Below are 20,682 nucleotides of genomic sequence, written 5' to 3' on the forward strand. Positions count from 1 at the left end.
GACAGGTTTTTAAGCCTGTCTTTTTCCGTGTATATAAGATTATTTACTGGTTGGCATTATCACTTGCGTTATTGTTTGCCTTAACGCTCTTTCTTCTGATAATCTCCTCAGTTGTGATACCAAGCGCTGCAAGGATCACAAGTACAAACCATGGGAATGATGCCTTCTTCTGCTCAGGAATTGTATCAGCCTTAGCTGTCTCTTCCTCAGCAATAACTGTAACTGTATCAGACTTCTTCTCCTCAGATGAAGCCATATCTCCAACTACTGCCTGGTCATTTGTATTTGTATTTTCTGCCTTAACCTGCTCTGTCTCTGTATCTGTTACAGATGCAGCCTTGGCGGTCTTTGATGTCTTTGTGCTCTTCTTTGCGCCGAGTACTGCTGCCTGTGCATCATTTGCTGCAGGAGCTGCTGTAGTAGTTCTAACTACAACAGGGGTAATTGTTGAAGATCCATTATCTCCGTCATTGTTTCCGCCCTGGTCTGAACTTCCGTCTCCCTTAGGTGTAAGGTCAGCAACCTTCTTGTCTCTTGCAGTCTTAGCATCTGCTACTTTCTTGTTGATAACATCAAGAATCTGCTTCTTGTTCTGAAGATCCTCGTTTGCAATATTGAGATTATCCTCAAGTGTCTTCATAACGAACAGATCCATGCTTGTATCTTCACCGCCGATAGTGATCTTTCTCTCAAGATCAGCGATTGACTTCTCAAGCTCATCAACTACAGCCTGAGCCTCAGCTACCTTTGCCTTTGCATCTGTTGCTGCATCGATAAGATCCTGGTAAGCTGCTTCCTCTTTTGCATAAGCCTCCTGGGCTTTCTTTATCTCTTCATTAGCTGTCTTTGCTGCCTCAAGTGCTGCCTTCTTAGTCTCTCTTGCATAATCAGCAGCGTCATCCTTTGCCTTGGCTGCTTTCTTTTCTGCTTTCTTGGCTTTATCTACTTCCTTCTGAGCTTTAGCAAGTTCCTTCTCTGCAGCCTTAAGTTCTTTTTCAAGCTTCTCAGATTCGCTTTTTTCTTTCTCTATCTTCTTTTTAAGATCATCAATCTTTTTCTGATTTTTCTTTACTGCTTTTTCTGCATCTGATGCTTTGGTCTTAGCATCATCGTATACCTTTTTAGCCTCTTTTACTTTATCATTTGCTTTTGTAAGAGCATCACTCTTTGACTCATAATCAGCAATAATCTCGTTTGCCTTACTTACAGCTCCTGAGATTTCAGCAAGGTCATCGGTAAGTCTTTTTACCTCTGCGTCTGTATCTGCAACATTCTGCTCCTCTGTAAGAACAATGCCTTCCCAATAATCCTTAGCATTCAGGAGATCCTGATGTTCCTTCATAAGCACCTGATACTTCTTCTTATCAGCATACCTTTTAAGGCCGGATTCCCTTCTCATATGCCACATTCTTTGCCATAAAGCATCAGCTTTATGCGAAATCATATCAACATTATCCTGGGCGTTCTTAAGATCAGCCTTTGACTGCTCATTTTCTTTTTTGGCCTGCTCAAGGTCAGCTTCCATTTTCTTAGTATCTTCGAACTGCTCGTCAGCTATTTGTTCTGATAGCTCCTGATACTTATCATAAGCTTCTTTTTCTGCATCAGATGCCTCTTTTGCTGCCTGCTTTGCCTCATTGTTTGCCTTTGTGGCAGTAGCGAGTTCTGCCTCTGCCTCGTCATACTGCTGGGCAAGCTCCTTTTGAAGCTCCTCTGCCTCAGCAAGCTGCTCCTTAAGCTCCTGCATTCTCTTATCGCTTACTTTATTCTTCTCTGCCTTGCGGATCTTCTCCTTGATCTTTTCAACCTTATCAAGAGCCTTTTCCTTATCAGCTTTTTTGTCTTCAAGCTCATCCTGAGCATCCTCTACAGCTTCTCTCTTCTGCTCAAGATCCTCTACTGCCTTCTTATAAGTCTCTTCAGCTGCATCTGCCTTCTTCTGTGCAGCTTCTGTTGCAGCCTCAAGCTCCTCTTTTGCATTCTCTATAGCAGCATTTGACTCTGTCTCTAAAAGCTCAAGGTTTCTCTGAGCATTTGCAAGCTCTTCTCTTGCTGCCTCAAGATCCTCAGAAGCCTTAGCATCTGCCTCTTCATATCTTGCACGAGCATCCTCTACAGCCTGCTTAGCTTCCTCGAACTGCTTTGTGAGCTCTTCTGACTTCTTAACTGCTTCCTCATAAGAAGTCTCAGCTTCCTTAGCAAGACCTTCTACTTTATTGTATGCTGCATTTGCGCCTGCAACTGTTGATGCATTCTTAATTGCTTCTGTAGCTGCATCGATATCAGCGCTCTTTGCTGCAAGATCATCGCCTGCCTGCTTAGCAATCTCCTGATCCTCTGCTACGATTCCGCCGGCCTCAATCAGGTCTTCCTTAAGTTCTTCGTTTACATTTTCGATTGTCTCGATATCCTGAGCAATCTTGTTATCACTTGCTGTGATAGAATCAGTAGCTTCATTTATCTCATTTCTGAATCCGTCAACCTTGCTGTTCTCTTTTTCATACCCGTTATCGACAAGCTCATCAACTGCATCGTTTACATCGCCGACCTTTGAAGCAACCTCATCTGTCTTCTCCTGGTACTGCTCTGCAGTCTCTTCTGCTTTACTCTCATCTGTAGTGATCTCACTCTGATCTGCTAACACTTCAGTGTCATTATTGTTGTAAGCGATTTCATTTTCATCTGCAGCAAAAGCTGTGATTGATGTTGATGCCATGCTGGCACTTAAGCCGAATGCTGCAACCCTGATTAACTGTGACTTTACATTGTTGTTTTTCATTTTTTCCACCTCGTAAATAATCTTGTTTTGTTTTTGTTTTTCCCAACTTGTGTGTTAGGATAGCACCGCCAAAATCATAAAAACCATCATAATTGACTCAAATTTTGTCATTTAACCAAGGCTTAAGGGTTCGTTTATACTTCGTTAATATTTTTTCGAAATCGTTTAAGAACGCGCAGTTGACGCATTGTTTTTCTTTAGATTTTGTTAACAGATACTTTTGTAAGCGCTTCCAGTTCCGTGTAAGGGGCATAAAAATAACGGATTCAAGGCAATTGCCTTAAATCCGTTTTCCATTTTCTCTGGCTATTATATAGATTCTTTCACTGTTATCATCAGGCTTTTCGTGGGTATCTGCATCTATCGCCTCAATGAACGTAAGCCCCGCTTTTTCCACGAACTGTCGCATTTCTTCCAGTGTGTAGCCCCTCTGGAAATGCGTCTCAACCGATCGTCTGAAGACCTCATCCTTCTCATCGCACCTTGCAAAGATTGTAAGGTCATACTCATTTACATGTTCTTCCTCGTGGTAGTAGTTGTCCCAGATGAAGCTGCAATCCTCTCTGTTCTCGGCTATTGTTGTATCTCCGATCACATCCCGGTACTTGTGAAGCGTGTTGAAATCAAAGATAAATACTCCGCCCGGATACAGAAAGTTATTCACCAGCTTAAAGGTATCTATGACCTCCTGATCCTCAAGTACATAATTTATGCTGTCGCAGACACTTACTATGGTTCCTGCCGTGCAGTACAGATCAAGCTCCCTCATATCCTGTTCCAGGTACATGATATTGTAGCCCGCCTCGGCACTCTTCATCCTGGCAAGATTTAGCATATCCGGCGATAAATCGATTCCCATTATGTCATAGCCAAGTTTATAGAGCTCTTGGGTAAAAGAGCCTGTTCCGCAGCCAAGTTCTACTATCAGGTTCTTCTCTTCATCCAGTGCCTGCTCGGAATCCTCAGCAGTATCATATTCTTCCGAGAGCTCTTTTCCCTGAACGGTGCTTGTCCTAACAGGCTTCGAAATGCCATACTTCTCAATTAGTCCTGCAACAAAAGTACCCCATACTGCGTATGGGGTCTCATCCATAAAGGTGTCATATACTGCTGCAAAATCTGTATATGCTTCCATTTATATTCTCCTGTAAGGGCCTTGCCCTCTCATAAGCTACAGTGATCAGCCTGTAATTCCTACATATGCTCCAAATCCAAGTGCTGAAACAACACTTACGATCACAGCTGCCAGTGCAATTCCGCAGATAACCGCAGTTACTGTCTTCTTAAAATCCATATCCAGGATGCTGGCTGCAAGTGTACCTGTCCATGCTCCGGTTCCCGGAAGAGGGATTCCTACAAAAAGCATAAGCGCTACAAATAATCCCTGTCCTGCCTTTGCCTGGAGCTTCTGTCCTCCCTTTTCTCCCTTTTCAAGGCAGAAGGTGAAGAACTTACCGATAACCGGCTTGTCTTTTCCCCACTCAAGGACCTTCCTTGCGAAGAAATAGATAAGGGGTACAGGAATCATGTTTCCTATCGCAATGAGAATGTATCCAAGGACCAGGTTGAATCCTGTATCAGTTAAATTAAAACCATGAGCAATGGGAATAGCTCCCCTGAGCTCGATAAGTGGCACCATTGAAACGATGAACACTGTAATATACTGGCCAATCAGTGACTCTTTAAAAAATGCTAACATAAAAAACTCCTCATATAATTATTTGCCGAGATACTCTTTTAAAACCTCTATGAGCCTGTCCATCTCCTCATCTGTTCCAATGGAGATTCTAAGATACTCACTTATCCTGCTCGGCTTATCAAAGCGACGCACTATTATATCATGTGAACGCAGATAATCAAATATGTCCTTACCTGGTTTCCCCGGGTGACGGGCAAAAATGAAGTTTGTAGCCGAATCCCCGAATTCAAATCCAAGCTCTTTTAACAAAACCTTGGTGCGCTCCCTGGTGGCAATGACCTTGCCTGTTGTCTCTTCGAAGTACTCTCTGTCATTCATGGCTGCTGCCCCAAGTGATAGAGAGGGCATATTCATGGTGTAAGAGTTAAAAGAGAACTTGGCATCCAGAAGGTATTTGATGAGCTTCTCGCATCCGAAGGCGTAGCCTATACGAAGCCCTGCCAGTGACCTTGATTTGGAATAAGTTCTTACAACAAGAAGGTTATCATACTTATCTATAAGAGGAAGTGCGCTCTCTGCGCCAAAGTCAACGTAAGCCTCATCAACGATGACAACCACGTCCCTGTTATGGCTGATGATATCCTCTATGGCATCAAGCGGGAGCTTAACTCCTGTGGGCGCGTTTGGATTGGCGATCACCACTCCGCCGTTCTCACCGTAGTAGTCCGCAGGATCGATTGTGAAATCATCTTTTAAAGGCATCTGCTTGTAGGGAATCCTGTACAGATCTGCCCATACGTCATAAAACGAATAGGTTATATCCGGGAAAAGAATCGGTTTATCCGAATTAAAGAATGTGAGGAAAGCCATGGACAGTACGTCGTCAGAGCCAACTCCAACAAAGACATTCTCTTTTTTCACATTATAAAAAGATGCAATGGAATCCACCAGTACCGAGCAGGTAGGATCAGGATATTTCCTGAAATCCGAAAGCTCAGTCTCCTCATAGGCCTTATACACCAGAGGTGATGGCGGATATGGATTTTCATTTGTATTAAGCTTTATTATGTTCTTAATCTTAGGCTGCTCGCCGGGTGTGTATGGCACAACCTTTCTAACGTACTCTTCCCAACTCATATCTGCTCCACTTTTTTGTTGCAAATCAAAGTTATCAGTGCATGTAACATACCTTCGCATAAAGCGAGGTATGTTACCCCGTGGGCGTCGTCATATGGACATGTAAACATGTCCACATGACTCGTGCCTTCACGAGAATCACTGTCAATTATACGGACTGCTCCATGCAAAATCAAGCGGGCAGATATACGCTCTTTTCAAAATGTCTTTTTAATTATTGTCAGAATATTTAGTCTTCTGAAATCTCTATAAGGTATTGAGAGCCCCGATCCGATATATGTAATGACAGCTATGGAAAGCATGGATCTTCATGGATGAGTTACAACTTCATCGATATGAAGGTCCTTTTTTGCGCCCAAAAAGTGACTACACCGACGCAATCTGTGTGTACAGGTCGTAAAATTTTGCGCTCAGGATGCAGCATTCGGGGCAAAACGGCACCTTCATATCCAAAAGGAGGTACCATGAAAATTGCGCAAAGTAATGTGCACCTTGTCTCCTCGAACAAGTACTTTGAGGAGAACAGCATCTCAGTTCAAAGTGGCACCATGACAAGAGGGTCTTTCCTAGAGAGTCTGCAGAATCAGGAAAAGAAACTCGACAGCCTTGAACTGAGCGGCGATGCAGTGGGAAGTACAGACTCCACTGCACTTGGAAGTGAGACGTACACTTCCTTTAAGCCTTCTAAGACTGAGTATCTGAGCACCTTTGAGAGCAGCCTTGAAGAACAGATCTCTGAACTTCGGGCATCTCTTCTTGACAGGATACTTCGCCTTCTTCAGATGTTTGGCGGCGATGATCAGTCAAAAGGCTTTAAGCACACTCTGTCAAACACTGCAAATATGCTGACAGAGAATTCCTTCGTCAAAGTCACAACCGTCTCCATGACTCACGTAGAGCAGGAGGAGACCACCTTTAGCGGAACAGGCACAGCCCTGACCGAGGACGGAAGGTCAATTGATTTCGGAGTTAGCTTTTCAATGTCCAGGCGCCTTACCGAATATGCCGGCATGAGCGTAGCAAGCGCCGTAAGTCTTATTGATCCTCTTGTCATCAACGTTGGAAGTGATGTGACTCACATCAGTGACCAGTCCTTCTACTTTGATCTTGACTGTGACGGACAGGAGGAAAAGATATCCAATCTCGGAAAAGGCTCAGGTTTCTTGGCCTATGACAAGAACGGCGACGGCAAGATTGGTAATGGGTCCGAGCTATTTGGAACAAAGAGCGGAAATGGCTTTACTGACCTTGCAGCCTACGACAAAGACGGCAACGGATGGATCGATGAAAATGATGAGATCTACGAAAAGCTCAGCATCTGGATCAGAAACGAAGATGGAACAGACAGTCTTCTTAGTTTAAAAGAATCGGATGTAGGAGCAATTTATCTTGGCAATGCGGAGACGGAATTCACTCATTACAATTCCAACTTCCTTACAGCAGCCATGATGAGATCCTCCGGAATCTTCCTCAGAGAAAGCGGAGGCGTTGGTCTTGTTCAGCAGCTTGATATGGCTGCGCTTTAAGGGCAAAAATATAGGACTATGGGCTCCCTGCTCATAGTCCTTGTTTTTATTCCAGTATATCTCTTTCACGAACTCCGTCAACTTCTCCGCTAAGGAAATGTCTTCTGCAGACAGATACATAGGATTCATTGCCTCCCATCATGATCTGCTCGCCGTCCCTTACAATCTTGCCATTGCATACTCTTGCGTTGAAATGTGCTCTTCGTCCGCACCAGCATACAGTCGGAACTTCCTCGATGTAATTGGCGATTTCCATAAGACGCTTGGAGCCGGTAAATAAGTGGCTTGTAAAATCTGTTCTAAGACCATAGCAGATAACCGGAAGATCATATCTGTCCACAACCTCTGCCAGCAGATCAACCTGTTCCTCGGTAAGGAACTGAGCTTCATCCACAAGGACACAGTCCAGCTTCTTCCAGGCATCGGACTTTTTGGTGAACCATTCGTTTACAACCTCGTCAAGGAAGTCTTCAACAAAGGTACATTCAGCCTCAAGTCCCATTCTGGACTTAACCTTCTTCTCTCCGTCCCTGTTCTCGATGCCGGGCTTAAGAAGAATACAGTTCTGTCCCTTCTCAATATAGTTGTACCTGACCATCAGAGCGTTTGCGGTCTTGGAGCTCCCCATAGCCCCATACCTGAAATATAGCTTTCCCATACCATACCCCTTATAATTTTATTATTTCTTTTTCCTAACAGACTCTGCACCGTTTCCGAAAATTCTGTCCCTGAAAGGGCTGAGTGCTGAAATAAGGATCTGTCCGAAGAATACGCAGGTAATGATCTCTCCTGCTCCAACTGTCAGCGCAAAGTACCAAAGAGCACCGGGAATTCCGTATGCATACTTAAGTACGAAAGGAATGATGACAGCATTTGAAACTACCGGTGGAACTGAGCAAAGGAATCTGTTCTTTCTTACCATATATGTTCCTACTGCTCCGATAAGTGTAGCAAGTGTTCCGAAGATAATATCAGGAAGCGCTCCACCGAAGAAGATGTTTGAAATAAGGCATCCGATTGCAACACCCGGTACAGCTGCGGGAGTGAAATACGGAAGGATTGTAAGACATTCCGAAAATCTGACCTGAATAGCACCGCTTGCCAGATCGAAGCCTGCTGCGAGAGCAGTAAGTACAACGTAAAGGGCTGCGATAATTGCCGCATGCACGATGTAAAGTGTTTTGGTGGTTGTTTTGCTCATTGTTGGTTTCCTCCATTAATGCATTATTAGTTACCAACTGCAACCATGCGGTAATGTCACCTCCCAGATAATCACAGTTTTAATCAAACAAAATAGTATAAACAGATAAACTGCTTTTTGTAAAGAGAGAATTATTCCTCTCCCTGTAAAAGAACAAGTTTGTTGTAAGGAATCTCGATTCCTTCTTCCTTGAATCTCTTCATTATCTCCACAAGGCACTCAGAGCATGTTCTTGGGTTATCTCTGAAGTCCTCTGTCTCAACCAGAGCCTGAAGTGTTACTCCGCTGTCATCGCAGCTCTTGCAAAGTACCACAGGTCTTTTGCCATAGTGCTTTGGATGATTCTTGATAGTATCTGCGATAACATCCATGGCCTTTTGCATATCAGTGCCATATGCTACCGAAACTCGTATCGGATAGGAGAAAGACTGCTCCTGCGTGTAATTTACGATAGTTGATGAACCCACAATTGAATTTGGGATGTAGATGATCTCATTCTGATAGGTCTTGATTACAGTGTGTCTTAATGTGATATCCTCTACGAATCCCGGATCATAGTTGTCTATCTTGATTCTGTCTCCCATATCAAAAGGTCTTGAGTGGGATGCAGAAAGGGCTATTCCGGAAAACACATTTGCAAGTGTTGACTGGGCAGCAAGACCGAGTACAACAGCCGCAATTCCGGATGAAGCAACAGCCGTCTCCCAGGTCTTGGAGAATGCCGGAATTCCGCTCAGCGCTGTCAGCGCAGCAACAGCCCATATCAGCGCCAGAATGATACCCTTTAAGAATATCAGATGGAGCTTGCCTCTAAGAGTCTTCTTATTGAGGACTTTATTTATGAACATGTTTAGGAAATATGCCACCAGAAACGGTAGAACATATTTAAGAAAAATATCCAATGCTTCTTTCATACATTACCTCCAAAAACATAGGTAGTATATCACATTTGGGCATAAGTTTGGAGATATATTTCCTGTATAAGCTCAGCGTATATTTCACGTGCCTTCCCCGTGATTTATGCATTGTAGCAGGAAATTTCATGGCGTCAAGAACATAGCAAGTGGGCAAAAAGCGCCCATTCTTGACGCCATGGCATTTCCCACATTCAGGTCACTAAGCGGGGAAGGCATGTTTGGATATCTCCGGTCCTCTCATGCTTACCTATGCGCTCGCAGTTACTGTTTTTTGGCATTTTTTCTTCCAGGACAGTAAGGTTATTTCTTCCATCTGTTCATCCTTACTGTCCTTTTTAAGTTTTTTCTCTAGGACAGTAGTGCTTCATACACATTTCAGCTCATCATTACGGTATTTTTGAAGTTTTTGATTTAGGACAGTAAGGTATATTGCTCACATCTGCTTATCCTTACGGTATTTATCAAGTTTTTCTTTTAGGACAGTAAGACTTACATTTTTCATTACGGTATAATTTCAATTTTTTCATCAGGACAGTAAGACTTCTCGCAACAACCTGTTTTTCATTACGGTATTTTTGAAGTTTTTGCTCTGGGACAGTAGTACTTCATTGATCAGCCTGATTTTCATTACGGTATATATTCAATTTTTATTCCAGGACAGTAGCATTTCCCAATCACCCCATTTTTCATTACGGTATAATTTCAATTTTTCCGCCTGGACAGTAACGCTTCCCGTAATCAGCGCTCTCCCCTGCCTACACCTCGCCGGTCACCTCCACGCTGAGCTAAATTTGCACAAGAATTACTCAGGTCGGAACACATTCTATAATGCGATACCTTAGCTCCTGCCTCTGCGCTCGGTAAAGCCAATCCCCTTTGCCTTCTCCTTCCTCCCTTCCCCCTTAGTGACCTAAATGCATAAAACGCCGGGCGGTCAAGGATGCGCTGCTTTTTGCGCACTTTAGCTTGTCCTTGACGGCCCGGCGTTTTATGCTACAATCCCCTTGGCAGGGGAAGGCAGCTGCTATTCAATATATCGCAAGTTTTCCAAACCTCTTACGATTATTCCTCTTCCTCATCTATATCATCCATCTCATCAAATGCGATAATGGAATCAATGATATCCTCGAAGTCCTCCTGAAGTTCCTCCAGAGTATCACCTTCATAGGTGTATATACGATCGTCTATCTTCACCTCTCCAGTATAATAGTCGCACTTCTCATCATAATTAACGGTTCCGATATAACCTTCATATTCCAGTTTATCCATCACTTTATCTTCCTTGTTGATTCACCTATTATCAGCTCACCCGGGAACACGATGTGCTTGTGTCCGGATTCCTTGTCGATGATACTAAACAGAAGCTTCATTGCTTCCTTGGAAATATCTACCATAGGCTGCCTGAGTGTGGTAAGTCTCGGTACGCAGTACTCTGCGATCTCCTGTCCATCGTATCCGACAACGCTTACATCCTCGGGGACCTTGATTCCTGAATCTGCCAGAGCTCTTAGAGCTCCTACTGCCAGCACATCTGAAATACAATACAGTGCAGTAAATTTCTCTCCCGATTCAATAAGAGCCTTGGTAGTATCGTAGCCGTTACTGAATGTATAAATTCTTCGGTCAACATATCTGATGAGCTTCTCGTCAGGCTTAATCCCGTGCTTTTCAAGAGCGCCGAGATATCCCTTAAGACGCAGCTTAACAATTGAAGGTGTATCGCTTCCCTCAGTCAGGATTGCAATCTTCTTGTGACCGAGACCGATGAGATATTCAACAACCTTAAAGCTCTCCTTCTCGTCATCAACAGAGACTGTTGAGTATTCGTTTCTACTGAGGTCATCTGCGATATCGGATCCGATGGTTGCAAACACAACAGGGACGCTGAGCTGCTTGATCTTCTCAGCTGAGTGCTTGGCTGCTCCGCCCATAAAGATGATTCCGCGAAGACGCTTTTCCTTCTCAAGCTCAAGTGCCACGTCAACCTCATCCTCGTGGGATTCAACGTGTCTCATTACCAGAGCATACTTTCTCTCCTCAACTTCCTTCTCAACCACCTCAATCATAGGCGCAAAGAAAGGATTGGTGATTCCCCTAACAAGAACTGCGATACATTTTGCATCCGTTCTCTTAAGGTTCCTGGCACTGTTGTTGGGGATGTATCCGGTTTCCCTGATAACCTCCATTATTCTCTTTTTGGTTTCGGGATTGATATCCGAATGATTATTTATAGCCCTTGATACGGTGCTGACACCAACACCGCATCTTCTGGCTATTTCTACAATTGTAATTTCTGACATTAAACATTAACCTGCCAATTTATTATTTGGAAAGTCTTCTGTAAATCCTTGCAAAGTCATGCATCTTAGCGCAAAGCTCAGGTGAGAGCGCATCCTTCTTCATTCTCCAAACCCAGTTTCCACCGAGGGTTGAAGGAGTATTGATCCTTGCATAACCAGGGAGTTCAAGATAATCCTGCATAGGAATTATAACAGTATCCGACACACTTGCAAAGCTTGCTCTTATTGTAGCCCATACAGCATCCTTACCTGTCTTAATTCCAAGGTATTCCTTGGCAAATTTCTTATCATCTCTGGGAAGCTTATCAAACCAGCTTCTGGTGGTGTCGTTGTCGTGAGTTCCGGTATAAACGATGCAGTTATTGGTATAGTTGTGAGGAAGATAATCGCTCTCTTCCCTTGAATCAAAAGCAAACTGAAGGATCTTCATTCCGGGATAGCCTGTCTTCTTAACAAGCTTGATAACTGAAGGTGTAAGGAAACCGAGGTCCTCAGCAATAACCTTCTTCTCTCCGAGCTCTTTCTTCATGGTTTCAAAGAGCTTGTATCCGGGGCCCTTTCTCCACTCACCAAACTCAGCTGTAGGATCGCCGTAAGGAATTGCATAGTACTCATCAAATCCGCGGAAGTGGTCGATTCTTACAACATCGTAAAGCTTGTAGCAGTGAGCAATTCTCTTCATCCACCACTTGTAGCCTGTCTTCTCATGGTAGTCCCACTTATAAAGAGGATTTCCCCAGAGCTGGCCTGTAGCAGAAAATGCATCGGGGGGACAACCGGCAACATCAATGGGAGTATTCTTTTTATCCAGCTGGAAAAGCTCCGGATTAGCCCAGGTATCAGCACTGTCAAAAGCAACATAGATCGGGATATCTCCAATGATCTCAATTCCGTTGTCGTTGGCATACTTCTTAAGAGCCAGCCACTGCTCAGAAAACAGGAACTGAAGGAAGCAGTAGAAGTCAATCTCCCCTGCATACTTCTCCTTGGCCTGTTTCATAGCTGCAGGCTTCCTGAGGCGTATTCCCTCCTCCCAGGTATTCCATGCTCTTCCGTCATAGTCATTCTTGAGCGCCATGAAAAGAGAATAGTCAGCAAGCCAGTCATTGTCGCGTTTTTTCTTGAATGTCTCAAAGTCTTTTTTGAGTTTGTCTGCATTTTTAGCCTTACCCATGTTCTCGTAGGCTTTCTTAAGCAGCACAAATCTTGATTTGTACATCTTCTCATAGTCGATGTACTCCTCAGATCCACCGAAGTCGCACTTGTCAGCATCTTTTTTTGTCAAAAGACCTTGTTCAATAAGTGTAGTTATATCGATAAAATAAGGATTTCCCGCAAATGTTGAAAAAGACTGATACGGCGAATCGCCATAGCTTGTGGGACCTAAAGGAAGGATCTGCCAGTAGCTCTGTCCTGCCTCCTTAAGGAAATCCACAAATTCATATGCCTCTTTAGAAAAAGTACCGATTCCGTACTCGGAAGACAGCGAGAAAATAGGAAGTAATACTCCGCATTTTCTGCCTGATTTACTGTTTGCCTTTGCCATATCTACCCTCTCCTTTTGCGTAAAACCTGTAATTAGTTTAAATGAGCTACGGAAATTTTACCGTTACCGGTAACGTTTCCATAGCTCTACTTTACCACATTTTTTGAAACTTTATCAAGAAAATTTCTATTAATTCTGATTCTCCTCAAAAGCACTTTTCTTGATGCCCCAAATGAGGTTCCTCCACTGATCGAGCTGATCAGGTGTCATGAATCCGTTTGAAGTTCCCATGTATCCGATCTTGTAGGAAGCAAAAAGAAGTGCATTCTTGATGGCATTTACACTGTCACCTGTCTCCATATAGTAGTGAAGGAAGCATGCAAACAGCGCATTTCCTGCACCTATGGTATTTACAACCTCATTGGTCTTAACTGTGTTGTAGTGAACCCTTAGGTCTTTTGTCTTATCAAAGAGAATAAGTCCCTCACTGCCCTGTCCGAGAATGATGATCTCTGTTCCGTATGTCCCGGAAATTCGGTCGATGAACTCGTACGGATCCTCGGTCAGCGTATCATCACTAAAGTACAGAATCTTCGCGGGTTTTAGGAAGTCGGTGTTGTACTTCTCCTTCTCGGGATTATAGTTTCTGATGTTAACTGCAACCGGCTTATTGTGCTCTGAAGCCACCTTGGCAAACGGTCTGCAGAAATTGGCATTGGCAAGCACCATCATATCGCATTCCTCTGCAATAGGTGGCACCATGGACATATCATAAACATTGTCTCTAAGGTCCTTGATATCTTCAAAGATCTGCTGTTTTCTGTCCTTGTCATAGAGAACAACCTCAGTAGGTGTAGCCTTCATCTGAGGGATTATGTACTGGGTTGAAAGAGTGATCTTGCGATCATGCGGATTTATCAGACTAAGGTCCTGATTTCTTCCCACAATGGACATGAAGCAAACATCGTCTCCAAGCCACTTAAGCGCCAGGGATTCGTTGTACGCATCTCCGCCCATGGCTGTAAAAATGGAGTCGGTCGCACTGGTAAGAGGAGCATAGCTCACAGGAATCTTATCAACTCTTACGATGGTCTCAATCTGTGTAACACCTGCTACTAAGAACTTGCTCATATAACCCTCCTTGTTCTTATGATGTCATAGTCTGCATCATATCAACATATTCTGTGGCCTCCTCCAAAAAGAAGTCAGCCCTAAAGTTCTCTGATAGTACGGATTTTTGTATAAGTCCGTCTATTGTGTAATCAAGTATCACCCCAACTTTTTCGAAATCGATCCCCGGTATAAAGGTGGTAATATCCGCCCTCTCCCTCAGGGCGTGCATTATCCTCTGATATTTCTCGCGTCTCTCACTGATTACCGAAACGGCTTCGATATCAGTTTCTTCATCTGCTTTGTTCAGGAAAAGAAATATGAAAGGATACTGGGACATTGAATTTGCCTTGGCAGACAGGATCTGCTTGTAGAGCTCAAAATATCTGTTCTCACTCTTTTCCACATTGGCTGTTAGCTCCAGTGTCACAAACCTTGTTGCATAGTCATACAAAAAGGCATAGAGTCCTATCTTGCTCTCAAAGTAGTGGAACAAAAGCCCTTTGCTGATCCCCGCTCCTTTTACGATCTCATCCGTGCTGGCGTGTTTGTAGCCATACTGGGAAAAGACCTTTAGAGCTGAATTTATCATTCTGTCCTGCTTTTCTTTTTTTAACTCCCAAAACCTGTCGTTCATGGAATATCCTCATTCCGAGCGAATTGACTAAATCAGTCTAAAACTAGTTTACCATTTATAAAAAATCACATCAAACGATTTTTCGTTATTTATCAAATTTTAATACTCAGGTCTTTTATTTAAAAACAAATTGTATTAAAATTTAAATAACCGTTTGAAATAGGAGGGGAGCTAAAAATGTCCAAGAACAACGCATTCGGTAAGTTCGTTTTATTCTGTGCCGCTGCCGGAGCTGCTGCAGCCGGAGCATATTACTATCTCAGCAAGAGAGAAGAGGAAATCGCAGACAGTTTTGATGACGATGATTTCGACGATTTCGACGACTTTGATGATGACGAGGATACAAGCTCAGACTCAAAGTTCGGTTCACGTAAATATGTTGATATCACAAAGTCCGCATCAGATTCCGATTCTGAAGAGGCTCCTGCAGAGCCCGAGAAAGAGCCAGAAGCTGAGGCTGAGGCTAAAGAGGATCCTGAAGAGTCAGAAGAATTCTTCGACGACGAGGATAAATAATTATTATGAATATGAATAAATCCCTTACAGAGTGATCTGTAAGGGATTTTTATTTTGCTTATATTTATTCTTTTTCCATCAGCATTTCCTTGAGTACTCTTGCCTTGTCCTTAATCCTGCTGTTTGCAACCCTTGATGTGAGAATCTCGCCTATCATCTTGGATGCCATATCCCTCTGGCCCGTCTCAACAGCCAGGGCAGCCATCAAATAGTCAAGTGTTGTGGCATCCATTCCTGCAATGGGGAATTCTTCTGTCTGTCTGGCCATTGCAAAACCGTTAAGGGCATTTACCAGAAGCTCTTTTTCCTGAGCATCATTCTCTGCCTTCCTGGTCTCGTAATCGTCATCGTTAGGGTCAAGTCTCTGGGTCTCTCCTCTGATAACCCAGGCTGATTTCAAGCAGATATATGCCTTTTCACTGTTCTTGGCCTTCTTGACCACAGCGTTTGCCAGGCATAGCTGGTAGAGCCTCTTGGCATACTCATAGGTGTAGACAGGATCTTTGCAGGGCTCGTGCTTATAGTTCATACAGATCTTAACTCTGATGTCATCAATCTGGTACTTGGTGAGGTTCGGGAAGTATCTGCCAAGAGCAGCATATCCGCAAGCAGGGCAGGCAATTACATCATATTTGTTCTGATCAAGCTCCTCATAGTCAGGTCTAAGATCTATATCCACGTTCTTAATTTTGACCTTACCTGTTCTTACGGTCCTTGCTTCAAAATCAGAATCACAGACCGGGCATTTATATTTTTTATCAAAGAGGTAATCCTCTTCGTTCACCAGCTGAAGTTTTTTCTTGGGTTCTTCCTTTTTGACTACCACCTCTTTCTTTCTGGGGTCTTCAAAAAGCGCTTCTCCTTCGATATTGCCAAGCCCAAGTTTTTCAAATCCGGAAAATATGCCCATACCTACACCTCTCCTTAAAAGTTAGTTTTTAGGTAGCACGAATGAACTCTTAAGTGAAACTATTCTGTTAAATACCGGTGCTCCCTCTTTTGAGTCCTTGCAATCCACACAGAAGAATCCGTTTCTGACAAACTGGAATTTCTCAAAGGCCTTGGCGTTTGCAAGCTCCGGCTCAAGTTTAGCATTCTTAATGACCTTGATGGAATTGGGGTTTAAATTAAGAGATCCGTCTTCCTCGTTGTAAACGCCCTTCTCCTCATCAATGATATTCTCGTAAAGTCTTACCTCTGCGTTAACTGCCTCCTTGGCAGCTACCCAGTGGATTGTTCCCTTTACCTTTCTGCCGTCGGGGCTGTCTCCGCCCTTGGTTGCAGGATCATATGTACAGTGGATCTCTGTGATATTGCCATTCTCATCCTTCTCAAATCCTGTACATGTAACAAAGTAAGCGTTCATAAGTCTTACTTCGTTGCCCGGGAACAGTCTGAAGTACTTCTTTGGAGGCTCCTCCATGAAGTCTTCTCTCTCTATCCAAAGCTCTTTTCCGAATGGGATCTTACGGCTTCCCATCTCAGGAACTTCCTTGTTGTTCTCAATATCAAGGTACTCTGTCTCGCCCTCAGGATAGTTGTCGATGATGAGCTTAACAGGATCAAGAACTGCCTGCATTCTCTTAGCCTTGAGCTTTAAGTCCTCTCTGATGCAGTACTCAAGCATTGCATACTCTGCTGTTGCCTGTGCCTTACTGATTCCGCACATATCAACGAACATCTTGATGGACTCAGGTGTAAAGCCTCTTCTGCGGAGTGATGCGATGGTAACAAGTCTTGGATCGTCCCATCCGTCAACAATTCCATCCTCTACAAGCTTCTTGATATATCTTTTTCCTGTAACCACGTTGTTGAGGTACATCTTAGCGAACTCAATCTGACGTGGAGGATTCTTGTATTCGCACTCTGTCTTAACCCAGTCGTAAAGAGGTCTGTGATCCTCAAACTCCAGTGTGCAGAGTGAATGTGTGATACCCTCGATGGCATCCTCGATAGGATGAGCAAAGTCGTACATAGGATAGATGCACCACTTATCTCCGCACCTTGCATGTGACATGTGAGCAACACGATAGATGATAGGATCTCTCATGTTGATGTTAGGTGATGCCATATCGATCTTGGCACGAAGAGTCATTGCTCCGTCAGCAACCTTGCCACTCTTCATCTCTTCAAAGAGGCGAAGATTCTCTTCTACGCTTCTGTCTCTTCCGGGATCGTTCTTGCCGGGCTCTGTGAGTGTTCCTCTGTATTCTCTGATTTCATCCGCTGTGAGCTCTGAGATATAAGCCTTGCCCTTCTTGATGAGCTTGACCGCGTCTTCATACATCTCATCAAAATAATCGGATGCATAAAAGAGTCTGTCCTCGTAATCTGCACCAAGCCACTTAACATCCTCGATGATGGCATCCATGAACTCGGATTTCTCCTTGGTAGGATTGGTATCATCGAATCTCATGTTGAACTTGCCGTTATACTCCTTAGCCATTCCGTAGTTGAGAAGTATACTCTTGGCGTGACCGATGTGCAAAAAGCCATTGGGCTCGGGCGGGAAACGGGTTACTACGTGATCGTACACGCCTTCCGCGAGATCCTTGTCGATGGCTCTTTCTATAAAGTGCCTGCCTGAGCCGCTTTCTTCCTCAGGATTTTCGTTTACTTTTGTAATTACTTCATCTGCCATTTACTTTATTAAACCAACTTTCTATAAAAATGTTTACATTCTATTGTAGCATAAACCTACCGGTTATACACATACTTTTCCTCAAAGGCTGCACGGCGCAGTGGCTTATCATAGTAATAGCCCTGAATGTAAGTAACGCCCATGCTCTCAAGGATCTCCATCTGCTCTTTGGTCTCAACACCTTCGATGCAGATATCTGCGCCGATGGATTTTCCCATATCAACCATTGAACGGACAAATGCCTTAGAGTATTCATCCTTCTCTAAATTTTTTACAAACTCTCTGTCAACCTTGATTATGTCAAAAGGCAGAGCTCTTATGCTGGAAAGAGCAGAATAGCCTGTTCCGAAATCATCAAGGGCAAGTCTTATTCCCATATCCTTTATATCAAGGATGGTCTGCTTGGTCCTTGCAAGGTCGTTTATTGCGAGCCTTTCTGTGATCTCAAGGATCAGGTTCTCAGGCTTTAGATTGTTTTCCTCAAGGCAGTTCTTTATGATATCCAGGATATCGTTCTGCATGATCTGCACAACAGAGACATTTACGCTAATGGCAAAGTCACCGTTTCCTGTTTCGTTCCACTGCCTGCAGCACTCGCAAGCTTTTTTGAGCACGTGGTTGCCAATCGGAGTGATAAGTCCAAGATACTCAGCAAGAGGTACGAATTCATCGGGGCTTAAGAAGCCAAGCGACTCGCTGTTCCATCTGACAAGAGCCTCCGCTCCGAGGTGCTTTATCTTGCTCTTCTTTCCTTTGCCCTTTGCCTTGTCATTATAAAAGACAGGTTGGAAGAAAACTTCAAACTCATCAACCTTCTTGGAGATGGCTTTGTGCATGTTCTTCTCGAGATCGATTCTATGGATGCTGGAGGAATCGATGTTGTCTGAGTACTCCGCGATCCTGTTCTTGCCGGACTTCTTGGCCTCGTACATGGCAACATCTGATTTTCTGATAAGCTCGGATACATTGTCGCCGTGCTCCGGGAACTTAACAACACCCATACTCATGGTGCAGTAGTAGTCGCTGTCCTTGAGATACCACGGCGTTGCGAAGGCATTCTTTATCTCCTCAACGATCTTGTCCATCCTGTGATAGCTCTCAGGTGGAACTATGATTACAAACTCATCTCCGCCCATACGATAGCAGGAATTCGTGATTCCTTCTATTCTGCTGATGGCTTTCGAGATATCCTGAAGAAGGGTATCACCGTACTGGTGGCCCAAACTGTCGTTTATATGCTTAAAGTCGTCAAGGTCAAGGTACATAAGAGCTCCAGTCTTGCCGGTAGTTCTTGCCTCATCCACATATTTTGCCAGATCCTTTTCGCAGCACATTCTGTTGAAAAGGCCTGTCAAAAAGTCTGTATATGCCTGCTGCTCCATACGTTTCTGGTACAGCTTCTTTTCAGTGATATCGTAAATAGCGCAAAGTGAAACAGGTCTTCCGTCCACCCACTTGATCCTTGTGTAGTAGACGTCGTACCACTTCTCTCTGTCTCTGTGATGTACTTCGTAGTTTCCGCTGTGGCTTCTTGAGGGAATATTTCCTTCAAAGAGTTCCACCAGCCTGTTCTCTGTGAGTTCCTTGCTAAAGTTCTTTTTAAAACTTCTGTTGGCAAAGAGCAGGATTCCTGTGCCTATATCTCTTACGTAGATTGAACTTCCCACGTTATCAAGGACCGCTTCTAAGGAGGCAAAAGAGCTTGCCAGCGAATTGGTCTGCAGTCTCTTGGTTATGATACTCTGAAGGATCCTTATGGAGTCGTTTATAAACTTAATGTCATCAATGGACCAGACTCTGTTCTCCCTGTTCTCGGTAAGACACGCGTAGAAGGCAGGGTTTCCGCCAATCATGATGGGCATTGCCACAAGAGCCTTGATGCCGAGGTTGTCAATCTGCTCTCTTTCACCGGCGTTCATCTGAGTGTCGCTGGATATAGCTATCGCCTTGGACCTTCCAAGGAACCAGCAGACTTCCTGATCGGTAGTATTGGAAAAGAGCTTTGGAACTCCGGGCTGTGTCCACTGAACGATGATGTCCATGAGAGTTCCGTGATGGATCTTGCAGGTAAAGGCATTACTAATCTGGAGATAACTGCAAAGCCTTGAAAGGACCTGAGCCATTACCTCCTCTATACCCTCGTCGCTGTCAAGGAGAGATACGATCTCTGTCATGATCTCTGCTCTGTGGAAGGAGCTTGTCATCTCCTTTTCCTGAGCCTTGCTCTCCTCACTTATTGCAACAGCTTTAGACCTTGATGCCTCAACTTTGATGAGGATGTCCAAGGTCTCTCTTAACAGATCGAGTGTCTTATAAAATTTGCTCTCGGAAATCTGATACTGGAAATTGTCAATAGGTGGATAGTGATAGAAGCTCTGATCATACTGGGCATCTGTAAAGAGTCCGCAGACTATCCAGACAGCTTCAATCCTGTCAGCACCACCAACCGCTACCGCAGCGAGCCTGAGATTGGGGATCTCTGTGATCTCCACAGCCTGATCCTCAAGGTCGCTCTCGGAAACCCTCATACAGATGTTGTGGATCCTGATGGGGGTTACATATTTCTGAATTATATCAATCTCGTGTGAATTGCCGGAGAACTCTGTAATAGGAACGCCATCCCCGTCAAGACACTGTACATAGACACCTGCCATCTCACAGAACATATCCTGCCAGGTCTGCAGTTCCTGCCTGTTTTTTGGCGCAAGTTGACCAAGAGCTCCCATCTCCTTAGAGCCAGAGCCCTTGCTTTGTGCCTGCATAAGTTCTGCTGGTGCTTTTGTGTCGCGCATG

17 protein-coding genes are annotated in these 20,682 nt (G+C 44.0%); 2 read left to right on the forward strand and 15 right to left on the reverse strand.

The window, feature by feature from the left end; translation table 11 throughout:
* Window positions 1-43: 43 nt before the first annotated feature.
* From G633_RS0109475 to hisC, 4 genes are all read right to left on the reverse strand, one after another.
* On the reverse strand, window positions 44-2,779 hold the full coding sequence (locus G633_RS0109475; RefSeq protein WP_026519759.1) for a hypothetical protein: 2,736 nt from the start codon (window positions 2,777-2,779) through the stop codon (window positions 44-46).
* Window positions 2,780-3,059: 280 nt separating this feature from the next.
* Entirely contained in the window at window positions 3,060-3,914 is an 855-nt protein-coding gene (locus G633_RS0109480; RefSeq protein WP_026519760.1) for a class I SAM-dependent DNA methyltransferase, read from the reverse strand.
* Between the two features lie 45 nt (window positions 3,915-3,959).
* Window positions 3,960-4,478 (reverse strand): small multi-drug export protein, encoded by a 519-nt coding sequence (locus G633_RS0109485; protein WP_022770042.1) that lies wholly within the window; start codon window positions 4,476-4,478, stop codon window positions 3,960-3,962.
* Between the two features lie 18 nt (window positions 4,479-4,496).
* A complete protein-coding gene (hisC, locus tag G633_RS0109490; protein WP_026519761.1) occupies window positions 4,497-5,555 on the reverse strand; it encodes a histidinol-phosphate transaminase in 1,059 nt (352 codons plus the stop codon).
* Between the two features lie 464 nt (window positions 5,556-6,019).
* Between hisC and G633_RS19290 the strand changes: the two genes are divergently transcribed.
* A complete protein-coding gene (locus G633_RS19290; protein ID WP_051200091.1) occupies window positions 6,020-7,081 on the forward strand; it encodes a hypothetical protein in 1,062 nt (353 codons plus the stop codon).
* Between the two features lie 46 nt (window positions 7,082-7,127).
* Here the strand turns inward: G633_RS19290 and G633_RS0109500 are convergent, their stop codons facing one another.
* The 8 genes from G633_RS0109500 to G633_RS19295 form a co-directional block, all read right to left on the reverse strand.
* Window positions 7,128-7,739, reverse strand: coding sequence for a thymidine kinase (locus G633_RS0109500; protein ID WP_026519762.1), 612 nt, complete (start codon window positions 7,737-7,739; stop codon window positions 7,128-7,130).
* A gap of 21 nt (window positions 7,740-7,760) precedes the next feature.
* A complete protein-coding gene (locus G633_RS0109505; protein WP_026519763.1) occupies window positions 7,761-8,282 on the reverse strand; it encodes a QueT transporter family protein in 522 nt (173 codons plus the stop codon).
* Window positions 8,283-8,413: 131 nt separating this feature from the next.
* Entirely contained in the window at window positions 8,414-9,196 is a 783-nt protein-coding gene (locus tag G633_RS0109510) for a mechanosensitive ion channel family protein (RefSeq protein ID WP_022770048.1), read from the reverse strand.
* A 1,065-nt stretch (window positions 9,197-10,261) separates the two neighbouring features.
* Window positions 10,262-10,468, reverse strand: a complete 207-nt coding sequence (locus G633_RS17990; RefSeq protein ID WP_035771026.1) for a hypothetical protein — start codon at window positions 10,466-10,468, stop codon at window positions 10,262-10,264.
* Window positions 10,468-11,499, reverse strand: coding sequence for a LacI family DNA-binding transcriptional regulator (locus tag G633_RS0109520; protein ID WP_022769572.1), 1,032 nt, complete (start codon window positions 11,497-11,499; stop codon window positions 10,468-10,470). The genes G633_RS17990 and G633_RS0109520 overlap by 1 nt, the downstream gene beginning before the upstream one ends.
* Before the next feature lie 22 nt (window positions 11,500-11,521).
* Window positions 11,522-13,045: a 4-alpha-glucanotransferase gene (malQ, locus tag G633_RS0109525; protein WP_035771029.1), complete on the reverse strand. Its 1,524-nt coding sequence runs from the start codon at window positions 13,043-13,045 to the stop codon at window positions 11,522-11,524.
* 129 nt (window positions 13,046-13,174) lie between these two features.
* Window positions 13,175-14,116: a carbohydrate kinase family protein gene (locus G633_RS0109530; RefSeq protein WP_022769574.1), complete on the reverse strand. Its 942-nt coding sequence runs from the start codon at window positions 14,114-14,116 to the stop codon at window positions 13,175-13,177.
* Window positions 14,117-14,132: 16 nt separating this feature from the next.
* Window positions 14,133-14,732 (reverse strand): TetR/AcrR family transcriptional regulator, encoded by a 600-nt coding sequence (locus tag G633_RS19295; protein ID WP_022769576.1) that lies wholly within the window; start codon window positions 14,730-14,732, stop codon window positions 14,133-14,135.
* A 177-nt stretch (window positions 14,733-14,909) separates the two neighbouring features.
* Here G633_RS19295 and G633_RS18000 point away from each other — a divergent pair, with 177 nt between their 5' ends.
* Entirely contained in the window at window positions 14,910-15,248 is a 339-nt protein-coding gene (locus G633_RS18000) for a hypothetical protein (RefSeq protein ID WP_022769577.1), read from the forward strand.
* A gap of 64 nt (window positions 15,249-15,312) precedes the next feature.
* Here the strand turns inward: G633_RS18000 and G633_RS0109545 are convergent, their stop codons facing one another.
* Genes G633_RS0109545 through G633_RS0109555 form a run of 3 tightly spaced genes read right to left on the reverse strand, consistent with a single transcriptional unit; the run spans window position 15,313 to window position 20,681 of the window.
* Window positions 15,313-16,158, reverse strand: a complete 846-nt coding sequence (locus G633_RS0109545; protein WP_026519765.1) for a DUF2225 domain-containing protein — start codon at window positions 16,156-16,158, stop codon at window positions 15,313-15,315.
* 21 nt (window positions 16,159-16,179) lie between these two features.
* On the reverse strand, window positions 16,180-17,889 hold the full coding sequence (locus G633_RS0109550) for a glutamine--tRNA ligase/YqeY domain fusion protein (protein ID WP_051200093.1): 1,710 nt from the start codon (window positions 17,887-17,889) through the stop codon (window positions 16,180-16,182).
* Between the two features lie 56 nt (window positions 17,890-17,945).
* Window positions 17,946-20,681, reverse strand: coding sequence for a putative bifunctional diguanylate cyclase/phosphodiesterase (locus tag G633_RS0109555; protein WP_155834937.1), 2,736 nt, complete (start codon window positions 20,679-20,681; stop codon window positions 17,946-17,948).
* Window position 20,682: the final 1 nt, after the last annotated feature.

Source organism: Butyrivibrio sp. FCS006 (assembly GCF_000424525.1).
Classification (GTDB): Bacteria; Bacillota; Clostridia; order Lachnospirales; family Lachnospiraceae; genus Butyrivibrio.

What these genes read in the sequence shown, in the direction of transcription:
- G633_RS0109475 (WP_026519759.1), bottom strand. Translation starts at nt 2,779, where the DNA reads ATGAAAAACAACAATGTAAAGTCACAGTTAATCAGGGTTGCAGCATTC.
- G633_RS0109480 (WP_026519760.1), bottom strand. Translation starts at nt 3,914, where the DNA reads ATGGAAGCATATACAGATTTTGCAGCAGTATATGACACCTTTATGGAT.
- G633_RS0109485 (WP_022770042.1), bottom strand. Translation starts at nt 4,478, where the DNA reads ATGTTAGCATTTTTTAAAGAGTCACTGATTGGCCAGTATATTACAGTG.
- hisC (WP_026519761.1), bottom strand. Translation starts at nt 5,555, where the DNA reads ATGAGTTGGGAAGAGTACGTTAGAAAGGTTGTGCCATACACACCCGGC.
- G633_RS19290 (WP_051200091.1), top strand. Translation starts at nt 6,020, where the DNA reads ATGAAAATTGCGCAAAGTAATGTGCACCTTGTCTCCTCGAACAAGTAC.
- G633_RS0109500 (WP_026519762.1), bottom strand. Translation starts at nt 7,739, where the DNA reads ATGGGAAAGCTATATTTCAGGTATGGGGCTATGGGGAGCTCCAAGACC.
- G633_RS0109505 (WP_026519763.1), bottom strand. Translation starts at nt 8,282, where the DNA reads ATGAGCAAAACAACCACCAAAACACTTTACATCGTGCATGCGGCAATT.
- G633_RS0109510 (WP_022770048.1), bottom strand. Translation starts at nt 9,196, where the DNA reads ATGAAAGAAGCATTGGATATTTTTCTTAAATATGTTCTACCGTTTCTG.
- G633_RS17990 (WP_035771026.1), bottom strand. Translation starts at nt 10,468, where the DNA reads ATGGATAAACTGGAATATGAAGGTTATATCGGAACCGTTAATTATGAT.
- G633_RS0109520 (WP_022769572.1), bottom strand. Translation starts at nt 11,499, where the DNA reads ATGTCAGAAATTACAATTGTAGAAATAGCCAGAAGATGCGGTGTTGGT.
- malQ (WP_035771029.1), bottom strand. Translation starts at nt 13,045, where the DNA reads ATGGCAAAGGCAAACAGTAAATCAGGCAGAAAATGCGGAGTATTACTT.
- G633_RS0109530 (WP_022769574.1), bottom strand. Translation starts at nt 14,116, where the DNA reads ATGAGCAAGTTCTTAGTAGCAGGTGTTACACAGATTGAGACCATCGTA.
- G633_RS19295 (WP_022769576.1), bottom strand. Translation starts at nt 14,732, where the DNA reads ATGAACGACAGGTTTTGGGAGTTAAAAAAAGAAAAGCAGGACAGAATG.
- G633_RS18000 (WP_022769577.1), top strand. Translation starts at nt 14,910, where the DNA reads ATGTCCAAGAACAACGCATTCGGTAAGTTCGTTTTATTCTGTGCCGCT.
- G633_RS0109545 (WP_026519765.1), bottom strand. Translation starts at nt 16,158, where the DNA reads ATGGGCATATTTTCCGGATTTGAAAAACTTGGGCTTGGCAATATCGAA.
- G633_RS0109550 (WP_051200093.1), bottom strand. Translation starts at nt 17,889, where the DNA reads ATGGCAGATGAAGTAATTACAAAAGTAAACGAAAATCCTGAGGAAGAA.
- G633_RS0109555 (WP_155834937.1), bottom strand. Translation starts at nt 20,681, where the DNA reads ATGCGCGACACAAAAGCACCAGCAGAACTTATGCAGGCACAAAGCAAG.